The following is a 19,619-nucleotide window of genomic DNA, read 5'->3' as shown; positions in this document are numbered from 1 at the left end:
AGCGTTAATCCTTCTTAGATCAACGCCCGCGGTAGCTTAATAAGAAACTTTTCCATAAAGTTTCATCATCCATGAAAAATCCTTCGTGTGAATATCCAGCCGATACACATTTATCGTTTTGATAAAACATTAAGTCTTCTGGTAGTTCCAGACCATTCCAATCAAAAGAGAAGACATTAACGTCTCTGCCAACACTGTTATTGTTCATGGAAAAGGTGACAAAGAGAGTGAAGTGTATGTTAATACTCGCTGCTCCCTTTGGTTGAAACGGTACTTGGATTAACGAAATGATCAAGTTTAACATGGCAGGACATGCTTCTATTTGTACTCCTATGATACGTATCTTTGGTTTAATAAACTTAGCCGCCACTGCTCTTCCCGAAATTAAGCCTCCTACAACAGGCACTATTATAGAATCAATGTCATTATTCTGCTCTAAAATGACTAGTCCTACTGTTCCCTGACCACCATAAATTTCTGGATCACTATATTAGCTGATTTAACTTGATATTAAAATTCTTTTCTCAAATATATTAAAGTCGAAACTCCCCAAGAAATTCCATAGAGAGAGAATAGCAATAGTAGTTGCTATATATATAAACGTCATAGATAGGTTGTCGACGAATTCAGTGATTACAGGAAGGTGTCCTAATATAAAGGATGTTACAGGCTGTGAGATCCATGTGAGTAGAATAAAGCTTATCAGAACAAACGTTGTGATATAGCCTGGTTTAAAGATGTAAAATAACGGGAAGGTCAATGCACCAAATAGTAAGAATAATCCTCCACCAATCACAATATCCATTATCGTAAATGTTTTATTGAACATATATAAACTAAAACTTGCAAACTTAACTTTCAAACGGATTACAAATATAGTCGTTAACTTCTACTCCTCCTTCACTATTGAAAAATTCTTCAATCCGGTTAGATAATATTCACTTTTTGTATTTTCTACATTAAGTACATTATTTCTTTTAGCTTCCTAAGTGTTCGTATACTGTTCCATCTACTCCTATTTTCTTCATTCCTTGTCTTTGATAGCCAATCACTCGGCTTCAGATCCAATGAAAAAAAGCATAAAGCCTTCAAACATTGAAGTACTTTATGCCTGCCTATTATTTCACTAAATACTGCCTTGGGGTCCCGAAATAAAGAGTCTGCTGAAATTCAGGGAATACGGATTCGAAGCATATGAAGATGGGGGCATCCAGGAGCCATGGATAATAGGTAAAGAAACCTCGATCTCCATTAACCATGGCTGTCAATGCCAATGGCAGCTCTTTTTTGAAAATCATGTACCGGACATTGGAAAGTTGTTGGTCGAATTCTCCTCCGCTAACATATACATTTCCAGCGAGTGTATATTGGCCAAGGTCTCGTCTCCATTCTCCAAATACTTCATCCCTCATGGATGGATTGACCTTCTCCAAATCAAAGTGGCAACCGACACTCAAGAAAAGTTCACCTGTCGTATCGGAATGGGTCAAGGTGTATTTCCGGTTATCGATGGGATGGAAGACTGAAGCTGGTGGCAAATAAGTGACGGCTAGCTTTTCAGGATTAAATTCACTCATGTGTAAGCCTCCTTTACAAAAAATGGGCTTACAACAGACTATGAAGGCAGCCTAGATAAGGTTACTTATTTGCTTTCCATTTGATATCCATCAGGTTCCAACGATCCTCTTCATAATACCAATAAGATGTTACTGTACCAATGCCGTCTGCCTTATAGGCACCGCTTATTTGCTGGTATCCTTTTAGCCCTTTACCCGGTTTACCTTTACTATTGACGGGCTCGAAAAATGCATAGGGTAAAACCATCAATTCCATTGGTTCATTCAGGGTTCCATCTGTGTAAATTCCCAGGCGGTCGTAGTCTTCTTTTCGATCACGTAAGTCCACTGTGTACGATTGATTCGTATCAGTGAACGAAATCGATGCTTGGTAGTCATCTTGGAATTGAGCCTGGATTGTCAATGGTTCTGGTAATCCTATGTCAACCAGCTTATTCTCTGCAAGTGTATGAAGTGCTACAGTATAAAGTCCCCCGCTGCCTCCGGTTGCTGATGAATACAACATATCCTTTATACCATCATGATTCAGGTCGACAAATTGAATTCTTGGTTGATAACCGCCTTCATAATCAATTCTAAGTTCACTGCCTTCAGACGTTTTAATATCTGCCCAAATTTGTTTTAGAAACAAGGCATCAGGAGAAAAAGGAATCGCTTTAAGCGTTATGGAATCCTTTTTACCATCGCCGGTCACATCCTTTTTATACACATGAATCGTCATTTCATTCTCAGGCTGTTTCTCAACTTGTTCACTTGAAAAGTTTCCCGCAATGGCATGGAGGGACATAACAAAGAAAGCACCGAATGCAAACAATAGTTCTTTTCTCATGATTCTCTCTCCTTGATTGAATAATATTCGTTATTATTTTCTCCAAAGAAGGAAAATCTATGTAACGAACATCGTCACTCTTTCTTGTTATGTTTCAATAAAGCCTGATGGGCCTGTGGGTTTGTTACAGCCAGGTCTTGAATCAAGTGTAACAATTCTTCTTTTGAACGATTGCTCAATTCTTTCATCGTCGAAGATATTGACGTCCTCTCATCTATCCCGAAGTCCTGTAATGTGAAAACAAGTGCAGCAATATGCTTACAATAACCGGTAAAAGGGCAAGTGCAAATGCTCCTCTCAAACCGATCGAAATACACGATTGTTTCATACTCGTCTCCTTTTCCATTCACATTCCCATGAACATGAGATGGAAAAATCTCCACATCAACAATTCGATTGCTTCTATAATAGGCCAGTCCTCTTTTCATAATGGTTGGGTTCAAGTGTATCTCCATTTCTATCATTAAATGGCTGAAATGATCCATCTCATCATCCTCCTGATATGTATGATAAAAAGACCAACCTTCATCCGGTTGGTCTTTCACGTTATTTATGGTCCGAAGATGTCTCAGGTTTTGAATCCCAGCTTTCTATTCCTTTTAATCCTTTAATGGAGTTAGAGTAGAAAACAGGATCTTTCCCCTGCTTCTTTTGTTCACGGTAATCTTTAAGTGCAGATATGGCGATTTTAGCTAATAATGTGATGGCGATTAAATTGATGATGGCCATGAGTCCCATAAATAAATCTGCCAGGCTCCACACGATATCCAACTTGACGACAGCTCCAAATATCACCATGCCTAGAACGGCAATCCGGTAGATGAATAGAGAAACCGGGCTGTGTTTAATGAACTCGATATTCGTTTCCCCATAATAGTAGTTCCCAATGATCGAACTGAAGGCAAATAAGAATATGGCGACGGCAACGAATGTATCTGCCCAATCCCCTACATGGAAGCTTAAGGCTGCTTGAGTCAGCTGAATGCCATCGATTCCTGATGTATATTGATCAGACAAGATGATCATGAAGGCTGTAGCTGTACAAATAAGCAATGTGTCAGTGAACACACCAAGTGTTTGGATAAGTCCCTGTTTAACGGGGTGAGTGACACCTGCAGTTGCCGCAGCGTTCGGCGCACTACCCATACCGGCTTCATTGGAGAATAGACCGCGTTTGATTCCCATCATGATGGCAGCCCCTACACCGCCACTGGCTACTTCACGTATACCGAACGCATTTTCAAAAATGATGATAAACATATCAGGCAGCATGGTAATATTCGTGACTAAAATATAGAATGCCAGAATCAGATAGAGAACAGCCATAATCGGTACGACAATTTGAGTGACGCTTGCAATGCGTTTTACTCCTCCAAAAATAACTAGTGCTGTCAGGACAGCAAGAATGATTCCTACAGTCATACGATCAAAGGAATAGGCTTCTTCCATTGCCAGTGAGATCGTATTGGATTGTACGGAGTTAAATACAAGCCCGAAGCAGAAAGTAATGATAACGGCAAACAGGATCCCCATCCAACGGGCATTCAATCCCTTTTCCATGTAATAGGCCGGACCACCACGGTAGCCGTCTTTTCCATCTTTCACTTTGTAGATTTGAGCAAGCGTGCTCTCCACGAAACTTGTTGCTCCTCCAAGAAGGGCGATCAACCACATCCAGAATACGGCCCCAGGTCCACCTCCGGCAATCGCAGTTGCTACTCCTGCAAGGTTTCCTGTCCCTACACGTGAAGCGGTACTGATTGTGAAAGCCTGAAAAGAAGAGATGCCCCTTTTGCCTTCATATGAAATCGTAGTCTTGTCAGTTAATAGTCTGCCCATTTCTCCTAAATAGCGGAATTGTGCGAAATTTGTTCGTATTGAGAAGTATAAACCGAGACCGATTAGCGCCACAATCAGTATGTATGACCACATAAAATCGTTCAAGGTGCCTATGATACTTGTAAATAACTCCATGATTGTTCCTCCTAGATGTTTGTGTTTATGACATATAATGTATGAACCTTTGTATGTTTACCCATTCAGACACTTTCTTAATCTATCAAAAAACAAATGCCTATTCAACACATAAATTCATGATTCCTGAAAGAATATAAATTGTTGTACAATCATTCGCAGGTATTGTACAACAATGGTGAATGAATATACATTAAATATTCAACTACCATAATAAAAAGCTCTTTAACCCATATAGCAGGGGTCAAAGAGCTTTGTCTGTTTTATAGTGATCGGATAATGCCACCTTCTACGCGCTGTGCACTTCCATTAATGGCAGAGGCTTTATCAGATGCTAAATATACGATTGTACTTGCTACTTCTTCAACGGTGGCGAAACGCTGAATAAGAGAAGTGGGCTCATTGTTTTTAAAGTAATTCTCGGTAAAGCTTGATAGCTCTTCTCCTTCTGCTTCGGCTGCTCCCTTCATATAGTTTTCTACCCCTTCAGTCCATGTTGGTCCGGGAAGTACAGAATTTACCGTTACATTGGATCCTTTTGTCAGTTCTGCAAGTCCCCGTGATAAACTGATCAGAGCAGTCTTAGTGACAGAATAAGGAATCATCTGGGCGAGAGGCTTCACTCCTGCTTCACTTGCCAAATTGATCACTCTCCCGCTATTTCTTTCGAGCATTTGCGGAAGAAATTGACGTGCTGCCCTTATTGCGGTAAGAACATTTGTTTCGAAATAGTGCATCCATTCTTCATCTGTTACATCAGCAAAATCCTTCACTTCAAAAAAGGCTAAATTATTTACCAATACTTCAAGACTGCCCAGTTGTTGTATGTCTGCAAATAATTTATTGCTTTCCTCCATACGTGATAAGTCAGCAGCTATCCCATACACAGTGCCTAAAGGCGATAATTCACGAACCACATTGTCGACCTTTTCCTGGGTCCGTCCATTAATGATGACATTCGCCCCTTCTTTTAAGAAGGTTTTGGCCGTTTCTTTCCCAATACCGCTTGTGGAACCTGTTATGAGTACCAGTTTATTTTTTAATCCTAAGTCCATCTTCTTACATCCTTTCTGCTGTCGAATAGTACCCATCTTACCCATTATGAGTAGTCCATTCAATCAATGTGCTCAATTAAAAAACGACTAGAAAAAGTATCTAGTCGTTTTTCGTTTACTGATTTCATTCATTGGGACCAATAAGGGTTGATTCTACCCAAGTTGTGTATACAGAGCCGCTATCCTTTTCATCGATAACGAATGATCCATTCGAGTATCGGTCATTCGGCCTCAAATCTGAAACGATCACTTCTTCTGTTTTTCCCTTTTCCGTAATCAGTCCAACTTTATCTGTATCTTTAGCGATTTCTATTCCGACCACGCGATGGGGATTAGATTTCAATTCCCGCAGCATGATGACTCCACGCTTGGCACGAGACGTTTTTTCGAATTCCGTTAATTTCATTTTCTTCACTGCCCCGCGCTGGGTAGCTAAGAAAACAAATTCTTTCACTGGATCTGATAGGACTTTACCTGCTACGATATAATCGTCTTCCTTCAGGTTAATCCCTTTTACTCCCGCTGCCCTTGGTCCGACGATGTTCGCTTCTTCCTCTGAGAACCAAAGTCCATAGCTTAAGTGGGTTGCAATGAAGACATCCTGAGACCCGTCAGTCAAGTGTACATCCACAAGCTGATCGTCTCCTTTCAGGTTGATCCCGACAAGGGGACGTGAATAACGCTGTGCTTTGTATTGAGGAAGCTCGGATCTCTTGATCATGCCGTTCTTCGTTACAAACAGTAAATAATGGGAAGGATCAAACTCTTTAATCGGTATCGCTTTGAGAACCTGTTCATCACGATCGATGGGCACAATGTTCCCTACGTGCTGTCCAAGGTCTTTCCATCGTATATCCGGGAGCTCATGGACAGGGCAGTAGATGTAATTTCCTTTGTTTGTGAAGACCAACAGCACATCCGTTGTATTCATCTCAAATTGACCAAGGAGTCTGTCGGTTTCCTTCATGGCCAGGTCCTGCCCGTTTGAAGCAGAATAGGAGCGAAGGCTTGTCCGCTTCATGTATCCATCACGGGTGACCGTAACCATTACATCTTCACTGGCGATCAGAACTTCAAGGTTAATCTTGATTTCTTCTATTTTATCTTCGATCTTCGTACGACGAGCGTCTGCAAATTGCTTTTTAATCGCTTTTAATTCTTTTTTGATGACGCTGAACAGCTTCTTTTCACTTTCAAGAATCGCCGTTAATTCTGCAATCGTGTTCGCAAGTTCTTCGGCTTCAGCCTGAAGTGCTGTAATGTCTGTATTCGTTAACCGATAAAGCTGCAGGCTGACAATGGCTTCAGATTGAGCTTCTGTGAATTGGAACTTATAAATTAAGTTATCTTTTGCATCCCGTTTATCTTTCGAGGCACGGATCGTTGCAATCACCTGATCTAATATGGACAGGGCTTTCATGAGACCCTCGACGATATGCTGACGATCTTTTGCTTTCGTTAAATCATGCCTGGTCCGATTGGTCACCACTTCTTTTTGATGCTCGATGTATGCATCCAACAGCTCACGAAGTCCCATCAGTTTTGGACGTCGGTTATGTATCGCAACCATGTTGAAGTTGTAAGAGATTTGAAGGTCACTGTTTTTGTACAGATAGTTCAATACGCCTGTTGCATCAGCATCTTTCTTTAACTCAATAACGATGCGCATCCCATCCCGGTCGGTTTCATCACGGACTTCTGCGATCCCTTCAACTTTACGGTCTACCCGGAATTCGTCCATTTTCTTCACAAGATTCGCTTTGTTGATCTCGTATGGTATCTCCGTGATGACAATCTGTTGTTTACTTCCTCGGATATGTTCTATATCCGCTTTTCCCCGTACAACGACTTTTCCTTTTCCGGTTTCATAGGCTTTCTTGATGCCGTCAACCCCTTGAATGATACCGCCTGTTGGAAAATCAGGACCTTTCAATACTGTCATCAGATCATCGACAGTACTATCGGGCTTTTCCATTCTCATGATGGCGGCATCGATGACCTCACCAAGATGATGTGGTGGGATATCCGTTGCATACCCGGCTGAAATCCCTGTTGAACCATTTACCAACAAGTTGGGAAAACGTGACGGTAAAACAGTCGGTTCGCTGGAGGTATCATCAAAGTTTGGAACAAAGTCCACGGTTTTTTTATCGATATCACGTAGAAGCTCCATGGAGATGGCCGAGAGCCGGGCTTCTGTATAACGCATGGCAGCAGGGGGATCCCCGTCGATACTACCGTTATTTCCATGCATCTCTACAAGGTAGTTTCTGACCTTCCACGTTTGACTCATCCGCACCATGGCGTCGTATACAGATGTATCACCGTGGGGGTGGTAATTACCGATAACATTACCGACGGTTTTCGCAGATTTACGGAATCCTTTTTCCTGGGTGTTTCCATCTACATACATTGCGTAAAGAATACGTCTTTGTACTGGTTTCAATCCGTCACGTGCATCAGGAAGAGCACGTTCCTGGATTATATATTTACTATAACGTCCAAATCGGTCGCCAAGCACCTCTTCCAGAGGCAAATCTTGATATCTTTCTACAGTTGTCATGTCTTACCCCTCCTCTGCGACCGTAATGTTTTCATTTTCTAGAATGCTTCCGTCTTCTTCAAGTCCAAAGGCTACATTGCTTTCGATCCATTTACGTCGCGGCTCTACTTTATCACCCATAAGAGTTGTCACACGGCGTTCAGCTCGTGCAGCATCATCTATGCGGACGCGGATCAAGGCACGGGTTTCCGGATCCATCGTCGTCTCCCATAACTGGTCGGCATTCATTTCTCCGAGACCCTTATAACGTTGAATCATGTAGCCTTTTCCAACTTTGGAGATGGCTCCCTTAAGCTCATCATCCGTCCAGGCATATTCGAGCTTTTGCTTCTTTCCTGCTCCCTTGCTTACTTTATAAAGGGGAGGCAGTGCAATGTAGACTTTTCCTGCCTCTATTAGCGGTTTCATATAGCGGTAGAAAAAGGTCAACAAGAGTACCTGTATATGGGCTCCATCTGTATCGGCATCAGTCATGATGACGATTTTGTCGTAATTGATGTCCTCTACGTTGAACTCAGGTCCAACTCCGCCGCCGATTGCGTGAATGATCGTATTGATTTCTTCATTCTTGAAGATATCCTGCAGCTTGGCCTTCTCCGTATTGATGACTTTTCCGCGAAGAGGAAGAATTGCCTGGAATTTACGGTCACGACCTTGTTTCGCAGAACCTCCTGCAGAATCACCCTCCACCAGGTAAAGTTCATTACGCTGGGGATTCCTGGATTGAGCCGGTGTTAATTTCCCTGAAAGAACGGTTTCAGAGCGTTTTCGTTTCTTCCCGTTACGTGCATCTTCTCTTGCTTTTCGTGCCGCTTCACGGGCTTGAGCCGCTTTGATGGATTTCTTGATAAGCAGGGAACTGGTGTCAGGGTTTTCTTCTAAGAAATAGAGAAGATGCTCCGATACGACTGCGTCAACGGCAGAACGTGCTTCACTCGTCCCCAGCTTTCCTTTTGTCTGCCCTTCAAACTGAAGAAGATGTTCTGGGATGCGTACGGACACAATACTTGCTAAGCCTTCACGGATATCGGTACCTTCCAGGTTCTTATCCCTTTCCTTGAGGATGCCTGCTTTACGGGCATACTCATTAAAGACACGGGTCATAGCGGTTTTAGCGCCTGCTTCATGAGTGCCTCCGTCTTTCGTACGCACATTGTTAACGAAGGACAATATGTTTTCTGAGAATCCATCATTGAATTGGAAAGCGAATTCCACCTCGATGGAATGGTGTTCCCCTTCAAAGAATGCCACGTTATGAAGCGCGTCTTTTTCCTCGTTCAGGTATTGAACAAACGCCTGTATCCCGCTCTCAAAGTGGAAGACCTCTTTTTGATCATGGCGTTCATCAATGATTTCAATCTTTAATCCTTTCAGAAGGAAAGCAGATTCTCTTAAACGTTCACAAAGCGTGTCATAATTATAGGTGGTGGTGCTGAAGATTTCAGGATCAGGCTTAAAATGTATACACGTTCCTGATTTCTTTGTTTTCCCGATTTTCTCAAGGGTGGTTTCCGGCTTTCCGCCTTTGGAGAAGCGCTGTTCATATTTAACTCCATCTCTCTCTATTGTTACCACCAGCCATTCAGACAGGGCATTTACGACAGAGGCACCTACACCATGAAGTCCTCCACTCGTTTTATAACCGCCTTGCCCGAATTTCCCGCCTGCATGAAGAACGGTCAGGATGACTTCAGGAGTCGGTTTCCCCAGCTTGTGCATGCCTGTTGGCATACCGCGCCCCTTATCCTGCACAGAGACGCTATTATCTTTATGTATCGTAACAATAATCTCGTTTCCAAAGCCTGCCAGGGCTTCATCTACGGCGTTATCGACAATTTCATATACTAAGTGATGCAACCCTCTTGAATCGGTCGAGCCTATATACATCCCGGGTCTTTTGCGGACAGCTTCCAACCCTTCTAATACTTGAATGGCATCATCATTGTAATCCATGGTCTTATTCTGGTTGGCCACGAACATTCCCCTTTCAAAACTTCTATCACCGTCGAGCGGTACTTGTACGGTAGTATTGCTTATGTATATGTTAACTATAACACAAGAACGTTTGTTCGTTTACCTTTTATCATCATTTCTTAGGTAAACCACTATGCTATATTGTAGCGTTTTATTTGATTTTCGCAAATGTAATTTCCATGAACAGATCTAATTTCGCCCGGATTTCTTCTTAGAAAATCTCTTTTTAGGAAAGGATTGAAGAACGGTCTGCCCGAAAAAAAACAAGCGGTAAGAGCCGCTTGCTACGAGTGTGAATTATTTGGTTAAAGCATGTTCAACCTTAATACAGCGATCCATGATGACTGTATACCCACGTTCCTTCAAAAAGCGATAAGCCTCTTCATTCACTACTCCAAGTTGTGCCCAGAAAACGTTAGAATCGATTTCATCGAACTCGTGCGCAATCTCCGGCAAAAATTCAGAGCGGCGGAATACATTGACAATGTCAATCGATCCTTCAATTTCCTTTAAGGAAGATACGGATTTCACACCTAATGCCGATTCGATGGTCGGGTTTACAGGGATGATCTCATATCCTTGATCCTGCATCGCTTTTGATACCATATAAGAGGTTCGCTCGGGATTATCACTTAAACCGATAACCGCAATGCGTTTAGATTGCTTTAGGATCGTGCCGATTTCCTGGCGGGATGGGTTTTCCATGGATGATTTCAACTCCTTCATGATCATGATACATTTGTACCTTTAGTCCTATTCTTCTTTTATACCATACTTCCCTTTGTTTTTTCAAAATTTTATAAATTCAACGAAATAGAACGAAGTGTCAGAAAGATAGGAGGATGCGGTACCGCCCTCTCTATCCTGCCTGACACTTCTAAATCATTTATTCTTTAATCAGTCCTTTTGAAATAAGGAATTCTCTTGCGACTTCTTTTGGATCCTTTTTATCCATATCCACTTTGGCATTCATTTCACTCATCTCTTCTTCAGAGATTTGCCCTGCTAATTCATTCAGCACTTCCTCCACCTCAGGATGCTCTTCAAGAACTTCCTGACGGATGATCGGGGCAGCGTCATAAGGAGGGAAGAATCCCTTGTCGTCCTTGGTCGTTTTTAAGTTGTAACGCTGGATTCTTCCATCCGTTGTAAAGGCCGGAATGATATCCACATCCCCGTTTTTAACGGCTTCATACATGATGTTCGGGTCAAAGCTCTTTTTCTCCTTGAATTCGAAGCCGTATTCCTTAGAGAATGCATCGTATCCATCACCTTCACGCTCATAGAATTGATGAGGCGCACCAAAGCTTAAGTCTTTGGAAAGCGGGATAAGATCCGAGAATGTTTTTGCATCAAATGGCTGATCTTGAGTATATGCCATAGTATATGTGTTCTCGAACCCGAGTGGTTTTAACCACGTGACATTGAAATTTTCTTCATAGCCCTTTCGGACCTGAGAGAGGATTTCATCAGCGGATGCCCCTTCTTTTGCCTGTTCTTTCAGGACCGCTTCAAGTCCGGTTCCTGTATATTCGATATATACATCAATATCGCCCTTTTCAAGAGCAGGTGTCAGAATCGATACTTCTCCCAATCCTTCTTCGACTTTGATGTCAAGGTCGGTCTTTTCTTTGAGAAGTTCAGCCATCATTTGGGTTAAAATAAATTGCTCTGTCCACATCTTCCCTGAAACGGTAATCGTGTCTTTTCCGCCGCCATTACCGCACCCTGCGATCAGGATCGATAATAGTGCAGCAACTATAATGGGTTTTAATTTTTTCTTCATTTTCTTCTCCTTTGAATGTTGTTTATTTTCTGGCTTTTAAACCTTTAGGGGTGGTCATCCTCTCAAGCATCTTTAAGATGAAATCGAATGTAAGAGCAAGCAGTGCAGCAGGAATGGCCCCTGCCAGAACTAACGAATTGTTCCAGGTTGAAAGACCCCGGTAAATAAGGTCACCCAATCCCCCTGCGCCTACAAAGGTTGCAAGCGTCGCGACTCCCACTGTTAAGACAGTGGCCGTTCTGATTCCCGCCATGATAAACGGAAGGGCAAGGGGAAGCTCGACTTTGAAGAGTAGTTGAGAGTCTGTCATTCCCATTCCCCTGCCGGCTTCAATGACACCCTCGTCGACTCCGATGATCCCCGTGTATGTATTTCTGAGAATCGGCAAGAGTGCATACACAGTCAGGGCAATGATGGCTGTGACACTTCCCGTACTGAAGAGCGGTATAAGGAAGCCAAACAAAGCTAGACTCGGGATGGTTTGGAATACGGCTGTTATCCCGATAAAAAATTCAGCCGTCTGTTTTTTTCTTGAAATGTATATACCAAGGGGCAAAGAAATGGCAATAGCAATAAAAATGGATATGAATGATAAGTAAAGGTGCTCAAACAGCCCTGTTAAGATGGCGTCGGAACGATTGGATATCGTACTGATGAACATGATAGTGAAAGTATTCATACAGACCCTGCCTCCTCTTTGTTCCCTGCTGAGGCGACCGCTCGGAGAATTCCTGTTGCCGTGACACTCCCTATATGCCTCCCATCCCTTTCCACCATGAGGTAAGGCTTTCCTGTTTCAACAAGTATCCTGGCAGCTTCCTTGATAGTGGCATCATGATGGATGATTGTATATTCAGATTCCTCAAGAAGGCTGTAGGTGGAATCTTCCTCCATTAAATGAACCACCTGCATTGGAGATGGTTGTTTATGTAGCCTGTGCTCGCCAATAAATGCACGGACAAATTGGTTTGCGGGATTTTTTATCAGTTCCTCTGGTGTAGCGATCTGTTCGATCTTACCATCTCGCATCACGGCAATTTCATCAGCGATCTTCAACGCCTCATCAATATCATGTGTCACAAATACAATCGTTTTATGTATGGTGTTTTGGATGCTTTTCAGCTCATCCTGCAACTGCTCCCTGCTTATGGGATCGAGTGCACTGAAAGGCTCATCCATGAGAATGATCGGCGGTTCTGCTGCCAGGGCACGAATGACTCCAACCCGTTGCTGCTGCCCACCGCTCAGTTCCAGTGGATACCGTTTACGGTACACTCCGGGATCAAGTCCAACAAGATTTAGAAGCTCATCAACACGTCCCTCGTATTGTTCTTTTTTCCATCCTTTTAATCGGGGAATGAGGCTTATGTTCTCTTCAATCGTCATATGAGGAAGCAGCCCGATTCGTTGAATCACATAGCCTATATTGCGCCTGAGTTCCACTTCATCGGTTTCTGCTGTATCCTTTCCATCGATGAGGATCGTCCCTCCGGAAGGGCGGGTTAGTTTGTTGATCATTTTCATTGTAGTCGTTTTTCCGCATCCGCTCGGACCGATCAAGGCGACAAGCTTACCTTTTTCTATCGTCAGATTAATGCCTGAAACGGCCTCGGTGCCGTCATCATAAATTTTTGTTACGTTCTTGAATTCAATCACTTTTCCACCTGCTTTATGAACTGAGAAATTTTACTAAACATAGAAGGGATACCCTCATTATACAAAAGGTAAACATGATGTCCAAGGAATAGGCTTAGTTCCCTTAGCTTATGAAATTTAGTAAATCATCATACAAGGTTCTTTAATGAGCAACCGTTTACACATCCAAAAAAGCCGTTGGAATATGCCCAACGGCTCTAGTAAGGGTTATTTTCTTTTGATCAAATACTGTTCAACGAAAATTGCTGTAATGGTGCCCAGTATTAATCCGTTGTTCAAAACAGAGGCCACAACGACGGGCAAATCCTTAAAAGCGGAAGCTGGAACAAACATCGCTCCGACACCGACTATCAATGAGATCCCTGCGACAAAGTGAATTCTTTCGATGTCTGCTTCTTTCCGGTACTCTCCCAGGGCAAGGCCAACCATTTTGATGAAAATGACCGTCGTAACAGCGTATCCGACCGGAGCAGGCAGGCTTGCAAAAAAATTCATCACTTTAGGAATCAGACTGATGAACATGATGATTCCGCTTCCAATCAAGAATGGAACGATCGAGTACATTCCTGTAGCAGCAACAAACCCGGCAGAGCCGGATATGGGAACAGATCCAATCGCAGAGAATACGCCGCCTAATAGTTGATTCAGACCTGAGGAAAATCCACTCTCCGTATATCGTTCGTACGTCGGCTCCCCCTGGGCTTTCATCACTTCTTCCATTACTCGGATGGATGCAATCATATTAGTGGTTAATAAAAATGTGATGAAAATTGAGGTCACAATGACACCCGTATCGAACACAGGAGCTCCAAATACTAAAACGTCGGGTAAGGAAAACCAGCGGTCTGATACTGTTGTCCCATCAGCCAATCCCATAGCGATAAAAATCAACCACCCTGAGAGTAAAGCAAGAATAATGGAGTATTGCCGGATCCATTTCCGTTTATGACCAGAGAAATATAATGCCACAAGGATGGTCAGAATACTTCCGAGCAATACTAGCGGTTGAAGGGATTGTCCTTCCTGCTGAATTCCGAACATCCCTTTAATAAAAGATCCGCTTAATTGAAGAATCAACAACATCAAGTAAATAAAGGTGATCGTCGGAGTGAATAATGATGATAACTTCCTCAGCAGTCCAGTTGCAGAAAGGATGAAGAAGATCACTCCGCTTACGATCATGCCGCCTTGTAAAACGGTTAACACCTCTTCGTGGCTGCTGTACAGGGTCCCTGAAAACCCGGCGTAGATTGCGAAGACTCCCCACCAAAGTCCTGCAGGCCCTTCGTTGATGGGAAGCTTATGGCCGAATAATGCCTGAATGAGACTGGCTGCACCTAATACAAAGATGGTCCTCTGAATGAACCCGGCTGTGTCTTCTGAAGACAATTGGAACAGATCAGCTATGGCAATAGGAGCGGCAATGGAGCCTGCGACCATAAAGGCCACCCATTGAAAGGCTGATAATAGCAGTTGCATATTAGTACACCTTCATTTCAAATATGTAAATTGTGTCCATTTTAACATACAAATGACTGTCTGGATCATTATTTGAAAGAAAATATAATATCATCTACTATTATGAACAGGTACTAAATATTTTGATGATTTTTCCCCCAACCTATGGAAAACATGTTAAAATAAAAGTGGATTAGTTCATTTAAAGGAGCAGTGATAATGATTTTTGCCCTTATTCTCGTATTATCATATTTATTAGGTTCTATCCCATCAGGATTGCTGATAGGAAAGACGTTCTACGGAAAAGATATCCGTGAGCATGGAAGTGGCAATCTGGGTGGAACCAACACATTCAGAACCTTGGGTGTGAAGGCCGGTATGATTGTTACAATCATGGATATTTTAAAAGGAACCGTGGCAACTCTATTGCCATTGCTGTTGGCAAGTGACGTACATATGTTATTAGCCGGGGTATTTGCTGTGATCGGTCATATGTATCCCGTGTTCGCGAACTTCAGGGGGGGAAAAGCAGTCGCAACTTCTGCAGGGGTTCTTCTTGGGTATCATTACATTTTATTTTTAATTTTATTGGTAGTGTTTTTCCTTTGTTTATATGTTACGAAGTATGTGTCACTTTCTTCAATGATCGCTGCAGTACTTGCCTTTACGTACTCGATTTTCACTGGGGATGTCCCTCTCATTATTGTCGTTGGAATCCTGACCCTCTTCGTTGTTTACAGGCACCGGGCCAATATAATCCGGATAAAGAATAAAACCGAACCAAAAATTAAATGGCTGTAACGCCACCAAATCTAAAGGCACCCTCATGTGATATAGGGGTGCTTTTTATAATGGGTTGAATGGATTAAACAGGTATACCCATATACTCTTTTGAGAAAGATGATGAGGCAGTTTCCTCTAAAACGGCACATACTGTTCGTCTGGCCTGTTTTCTTTGCGGGGAGTGATCTTAAGTCATACGTAACAGTGCGAAATTCACAAAAATGGCTATTTTACCCCAATATTTTCTTAAATATCACCCAATCCCCCATTTTTTTTTGTAAAATAGAGGTAGTGTAAAAATAAAGGATGATGAAATATGACTACAAGACGATTAATGACAGGACTATTCCTTTGTGCTTCATTCCTGTTGGTCATTGGATATCTTGTCAATGACCAATTTTCAGACTGGAACAGTTCAATAAGAGGTGAAGAGGAAGAGGACTTTTACTCTATCCTGCATAGTACAAGAGAAGTTCAAGCATCAGGTAAATCGATAAAGTCCAGTGCAACTCTTGCCGCCATCGGGGACATTTTGCTCCACGATACGGTATATAAGGATGCGGAAGTTGAAAACGGGTATAACTTCAACCCTATGTTCGCCCCTATAAAAGACATGCTGGCATCGCCTGATTTCCTGATTGCCAACCAGGAATCTACACCGGCTGGAGTGGAACTGGGTGTTTCCAGTTACCCTCTCTTCAATAGTCCGAAAGAAATTGTAGAAGCATTACAGAACGTCGGTGTAGATGCAGTCACGACAGCTAATAACCACTCTTTGGACCAAGGGGAGAAAGGTCTTCTGAGTGCGATCGACTATTATGAGAAAATATCCATGCCGTATGTGGGTGCGTTTAAAAGTCCTGAAGACAAGGAACGAATCCGTACTTTCAACGTCAATGGGATAAAGTTCGCACTGCTTTCGTACACGTATGGCACAAACGGGATACCAGTTCCAAAGGGAAAAGACTACTTAGTCAATTTAATCGATGAACAAAATATGATCCGTGAAATTGAGAAAGCGAGAAATATGGATATTGATTTAGTTGTGATGAGTCTGCATTGGGGGAATGAATACCAGCGCTTCCCCACTGAAGAACAGGAAAGACTGGCGAAGGTTTTGACGGAAAACGGTGTCGATATCATCTTTGGACATCATCCACATGTCCTGCAGCCAATCCAGACGTATAAGACGGGTGACGGCCGAGAAGCAGTTGTCATCTATTCATTAGGAAATTTTCTTTCTGGACAGAAAGATGATTTCAAAGACATCGGGGGAATGGTTACGGTTCAAGTGGAAAAAACGATGAATCCCGGTGGATCTGTCATCAGCTTCCCTTCAATTGATTTCCAGCCCACGTTTGTTTATGAACATCAATACAATAACTACAGGATCTATCCTCTTGATTTCGCTAATAACAATGGAATGATTGGGTATTCAGAAGCAGAAATGGTTTCTCATATGGTGAATGGGCTACCGGAATAAATGCCACTTTCTATTCACCCGAAGCAATAGGCGTTAACAAAAAACGAGCACCCGTTCAAGGGAGCTCGTTTTTTAATGTCCGCCAAAGAGCAATGAATTAAAGAATATCCCTGCGAGGGCCAAAACAGCCAGAAAGGCATTTGCCAGGAAAAAGGTTTTCCGCGATCCCTTAAAGAATAGTGTCACCATCCCGTAATAAATGACTGCTGAGATGATTATGAAGGTCCCTGCTTCCAACTGATATTTTGAATCGTGCAGTTGCAGGAAGGTCAATACACTTAATCCGGCAAATATAAATGCACCTATGTAGTATAATAATGCTTTAGTATTCATTCGTCTCATCCTTTATGCGTATTAGTAGATGTTCCACCTTTTCTATGTATATAATATGAAATGAAACCTTCTATGTCCAGAAATCAAGAACACTCTGGGGAAATCCCCTGTAGAGAAAGGAGTCTCATCGATGAAGATACATATTTCAAAAGAAGCTCTTTCGTGGTTTAAGAACGAAATGCTTGTAGAAGAAGGCGAACAAATTCGTTTTTATGTACGTTATGGAGGTTCCAGTCCTCTGCATGACAGTTTTTCATTAGGTGTGAGCAAAGACGAACCGGTTGATATTGGAGAACTTGTGGAAATCGAAAACCGGGAATTTTTTATCGAAGAAAGAGATTTATGGTTCTTCGATGGTCATGATTTACATGTTCATTACGATAAAGAGCTTGAGGAACCTTCTTACGAATACAAAAAATAAGACCGATTGAAATGCTGGCGATAGCCAGCATTTTCAGTTTTTGAGAAAACGGGTGATATGGTCGTGGAGGCCTTCTTTAATGAGAATTTCATATTGAATGTCTCCTATTAAGTCGTAATGGGGAAAACCGTCTTCCCTCTCATGAATCCATTCTTTCTTCAATCCATATTTTTCTCCCCATCGAGATAATGTAATGAGATTACTGCAGCCCACTTTTGTGACAGATCGTGCATGAGGAAATCGGTCATCTACCCAATAATGAGTGAGGAATGCAACCTCTCCCTGCTTTACACGCTGCTTCCATGTTTGTAATTCATGTCTGGTCAGTCCGAATGCCATAGAGATCTTCCTTTCCTTCTTGCCTTTTTGAGAAGGCATCCTAACTAGGGAGATCGATCACTTCTTTGCCTTTTCGTATGCGTCATGCCAATGAGGAAACAACTTCCTTATTGAAACCGGTCGGAAGGTTTCTTGCTTGACACAAACATGTTTAGATTGTCCTGTAATGGCAAGTTGATTTTGTCCATTATAAATTTCGTAAGCATATGTAATTCTCAGTCCGTCATATTCTTCAATCCACGTCTTAACAAACGCTTTCTCGCCGTAACGAACGGGAGTTTTATAGCTGACATTCAGATCGATGACAGGAGAAAGAATGCCTTCTTTTTCAATGTCCGCATATCTGAATCCCAGATCTTCAATGAGTTGAGTCCTTCCTAATTCCATCCAAACAAGGTAGTTTGCATGATACACAACCCCCATTTGATCAGTCTCTGCGTATCGAACCTCAATGGTTTTTTCAGCAACTTTCATTCACTACACCCTCTTTAAGCTATTCGTCAGTACTTTTTCATTTTAGCATAATTAAAGAGTGCAATGAACAGATTGGCTTTGGATTCGGTGATGAAGGATAAAACCCGAACAGCAGGGCTTCGCTGTTCGGGTCTTACGGCTATTATTGCTCTGTTTGATGAGCCTCGTCTTTGATCTCGTTACGGAATGCCTGCAGGCTTTCCCTGCGGCGCTCGTTTTTATCTTTAATGGACTGAAGCTGCTCCTCACTGTCAGTGAAAGAAATGGACTCCTCAGCTCTCTCCATATTCTCGATCGTATGCTGAACCATCCCTTGAAGCTTCTCTACGTTATCACTGCGATCATCCGGATTCGGTTTATTCCATGCCATCCTTCATTCCTCCTGTTATTCATATTGGGGACGGACCTTCATGTCAGACCCTATTCATAAATAAGCGTTATTCACCCTTTGTCTGGATGACTTGAGCGTGCTTACCTGATTTATCCTGCATTTGTTTCCCTTTGTTGCCACCTGCAGCTCTTGATTGTGTACCGATATGGTTTGGTGCAAAATGATTCTGACTTCCTTTTGGATTGCTCATTAACTTCCCCTCCTTACTAATATGATTACCAAAATGGGATAGAAGAAAAGGCGTAATAATTGGCAGAATCATTTAAGGAGACAAAAAAATAAGCCTCGTAATTTCTTACTCGGCTTTGCCCATCGGTCGCTTAATTTCAAGTCTTGCATCGATTCGTTCTTCAATCGCATCAATGGCATCCTGATCCAGAAGGAGTTGTTTTTTATTCTCTTTCACAAGATCTGCAAAAGATTTTTTCCTAGGTCTGCGCAATTGATTCCCCTCGCTTTCCATTGTAGTGTTACCAATAGTATATCCAAATGTCAGATATTTTAAACAAAGGTCACAATGGAA

Annotated in this window: 21 protein-coding genes and 2 pseudogenes; 4 read left to right on the top strand and 19 right to left on the bottom strand. The window is 42.3% G+C overall.

Annotation, left to right across the window (positions count from 1 at the left end):
• Positions 1-166: 166 nt before the first annotated feature.
• A pseudogene (locus tag LS684_RS24365) lies at positions 167-280 on the top strand (integrase); the annotation flags it as partial.
• Between the two features lie 15 nt (positions 281-295).
• On the opposite strand, the pseudogene LS684_RS24360 reads toward LS684_RS24365, so the two are convergent.
• From LS684_RS24360 to LS684_RS22440, 13 genes and pseudogenes are all read right to left on the bottom strand, one after another.
• A pseudogene (locus tag LS684_RS24360) lies at positions 296-442 on the bottom strand (threonine ammonia-lyase); the annotation flags it as partial.
• Between the two features lie 676 nt (positions 443-1,118).
• Positions 1,119-1,577, bottom strand: coding sequence for a staygreen family protein (locus LS684_RS22495; protein WP_233811959.1), 459 nt, complete (start codon positions 1,575-1,577; stop codon positions 1,119-1,121).
• A gap of 61 nt (positions 1,578-1,638) precedes the next feature.
• Entirely contained in the window at positions 1,639-2,406 is a 768-nt protein-coding gene (locus tag LS684_RS22490) for a YybI family spore inner coat protein (protein WP_225003232.1), read from the bottom strand.
• Positions 2,407-2,480: 74 nt separating this feature from the next.
• A complete protein-coding gene (locus LS684_RS22485) occupies positions 2,481-2,891 on the bottom strand; it encodes an SWIM zinc finger family protein (protein WP_233811958.1) in 411 nt (136 codons plus the stop codon).
• Positions 2,892-2,952: 61 nt separating this feature from the next.
• The gene (locus LS684_RS22480; RefSeq protein ID WP_233811957.1) at positions 2,953-4,380 is read right to left on the bottom strand and encodes an alanine/glycine:cation symporter family protein; all 1,428 of its coding nucleotides are present in this window, start codon (positions 4,378-4,380) and stop codon (positions 2,953-2,955) included.
• Between the two features lie 263 nt (positions 4,381-4,643).
• Complete coding sequence (locus LS684_RS22475) at positions 4,644-5,435, bottom strand: SDR family NAD(P)-dependent oxidoreductase (RefSeq protein WP_233811956.1); 792 nt, start codon at positions 5,433-5,435, stop codon at positions 4,644-4,646.
• Between the two features lie 124 nt (positions 5,436-5,559).
• Positions 5,560-7,998 (bottom strand): DNA topoisomerase IV subunit A, encoded by a 2,439-nt coding sequence (gene parC, locus LS684_RS22470; protein WP_233811955.1) that lies wholly within the window; start codon positions 7,996-7,998, stop codon positions 5,560-5,562.
• A 3-nt stretch (positions 7,999-8,001) separates the two neighbouring features.
• Positions 8,002-9,972 carry a DNA topoisomerase IV subunit B gene (parE, locus tag LS684_RS22465; RefSeq protein ID WP_284701595.1) on the bottom strand — a complete coding sequence of 657 codons (1,971 nt, stop codon included), beginning with the start codon at positions 9,970-9,972 and terminating at the stop codon, positions 8,002-8,004.
• A gap of 297 nt (positions 9,973-10,269) precedes the next feature.
• Complete coding sequence (locus LS684_RS22460) at positions 10,270-10,677, bottom strand: CoA-binding protein (RefSeq protein ID WP_225003228.1); 408 nt, start codon at positions 10,675-10,677, stop codon at positions 10,270-10,272.
• Positions 10,678-10,858: 181 nt separating this feature from the next.
• Positions 10,859-11,758 carry an ABC transporter substrate-binding protein gene (locus tag LS684_RS22455; protein WP_169214932.1) on the bottom strand — a complete coding sequence of 300 codons (900 nt, stop codon included), beginning with the start codon at positions 11,756-11,758 and terminating at the stop codon, positions 10,859-10,861.
• A 22-nt stretch (positions 11,759-11,780) separates the two neighbouring features.
• Complete coding sequence (locus LS684_RS22450; RefSeq protein WP_225003227.1) at positions 11,781-12,437, bottom strand: ABC transporter permease; 657 nt, start codon at positions 12,435-12,437, stop codon at positions 11,781-11,783.
• The gene (locus tag LS684_RS22445; protein WP_169214931.1) at positions 12,434-13,414 is read right to left on the bottom strand and encodes an ABC transporter ATP-binding protein; all 981 of its coding nucleotides are present in this window, start codon (positions 13,412-13,414) and stop codon (positions 12,434-12,436) included. The genes LS684_RS22450 and LS684_RS22445 overlap by 4 nt, the downstream gene beginning before the upstream one ends.
• A 207-nt stretch (positions 13,415-13,621) precedes the next feature.
• Positions 13,622-14,893 (bottom strand): purine/pyrimidine permease, encoded by a 1,272-nt coding sequence (locus LS684_RS22440; RefSeq protein WP_233811953.1) that lies wholly within the window; start codon positions 14,891-14,893, stop codon positions 13,622-13,624.
• 198 nt (positions 14,894-15,091) lie between these two features.
• Between LS684_RS22440 and plsY the strand changes: the two genes are divergently transcribed.
• Both plsY and LS684_RS22430 read left to right on the top strand, forming a co-directional pair.
• Entirely contained in the window at positions 15,092-15,673 is a 582-nt protein-coding gene (plsY, locus tag LS684_RS22435) for a glycerol-3-phosphate 1-O-acyltransferase PlsY (protein WP_169214929.1), read from the top strand.
• Between the two features lie 298 nt (positions 15,674-15,971).
• A complete protein-coding gene (locus LS684_RS22430; RefSeq protein ID WP_225003225.1) occupies positions 15,972-17,138 on the top strand; it encodes a CapA family protein in 1,167 nt (388 codons plus the stop codon).
• A 72-nt stretch (positions 17,139-17,210) separates the two neighbouring features.
• On the opposite strand, the gene LS684_RS22425 is transcribed toward LS684_RS22430, so the two are convergent.
• Positions 17,211-17,471 (bottom strand): hypothetical protein, encoded by a 261-nt coding sequence (locus tag LS684_RS22425; RefSeq protein WP_233811952.1) that lies wholly within the window; start codon positions 17,469-17,471, stop codon positions 17,211-17,213.
• A gap of 130 nt (positions 17,472-17,601) precedes the next feature.
• On the opposite strand from LS684_RS22425, the gene LS684_RS22420 reads away from it, so the two are divergent.
• Positions 17,602-17,892, top strand: a complete 291-nt coding sequence (locus tag LS684_RS22420; protein WP_169214926.1) for a HesB/YadR/YfhF family protein — start codon at positions 17,602-17,604, stop codon at positions 17,890-17,892.
• A gap of 33 nt (positions 17,893-17,925) precedes the next feature.
• On the opposite strand, the gene LS684_RS22415 is transcribed toward LS684_RS22420, so the two are convergent.
• The 5 genes from LS684_RS22415 to LS684_RS22395 all read right to left on the bottom strand — a co-directional run bounded on the left by LS684_RS22415 (position 17,926) and on the right by LS684_RS22395 (position 19,538).
• Entirely contained in the window at positions 17,926-18,231 is a 306-nt protein-coding gene (locus LS684_RS22415) for a hypothetical protein (RefSeq protein WP_169215285.1), read from the bottom strand.
• A gap of 57 nt (positions 18,232-18,288) precedes the next feature.
• Complete coding sequence (locus LS684_RS22410; RefSeq protein ID WP_169214925.1) at positions 18,289-18,705, bottom strand: acyl-CoA thioesterase; 417 nt, start codon at positions 18,703-18,705, stop codon at positions 18,289-18,291.
• Positions 18,706-18,847: 142 nt separating this feature from the next.
• On the bottom strand, positions 18,848-19,075 hold the full coding sequence (tlp, locus tag LS684_RS22405) for a small acid-soluble spore protein Tlp (RefSeq protein WP_233811951.1): 228 nt from the start codon (positions 19,073-19,075) through the stop codon (positions 18,848-18,850).
• A 67-nt stretch (positions 19,076-19,142) separates the two neighbouring features.
• A complete protein-coding gene (locus tag LS684_RS22400; protein WP_169214923.1) occupies positions 19,143-19,286 on the bottom strand; it encodes an acid-soluble spore protein N in 144 nt (47 codons plus the stop codon).
• 105 nt (positions 19,287-19,391) lie between these two features.
• Positions 19,392-19,538 (bottom strand): FbpB family small basic protein, encoded by a 147-nt coding sequence (locus LS684_RS22395; protein WP_082892732.1) that lies wholly within the window; start codon positions 19,536-19,538, stop codon positions 19,392-19,394.
• Positions 19,539-19,619: the final 81 nt, after the last annotated feature.

The organism is Cytobacillus spongiae, assembly GCF_021390075.1.
This window is presented reverse-complemented; position numbering and strand designations above follow the sequence as displayed.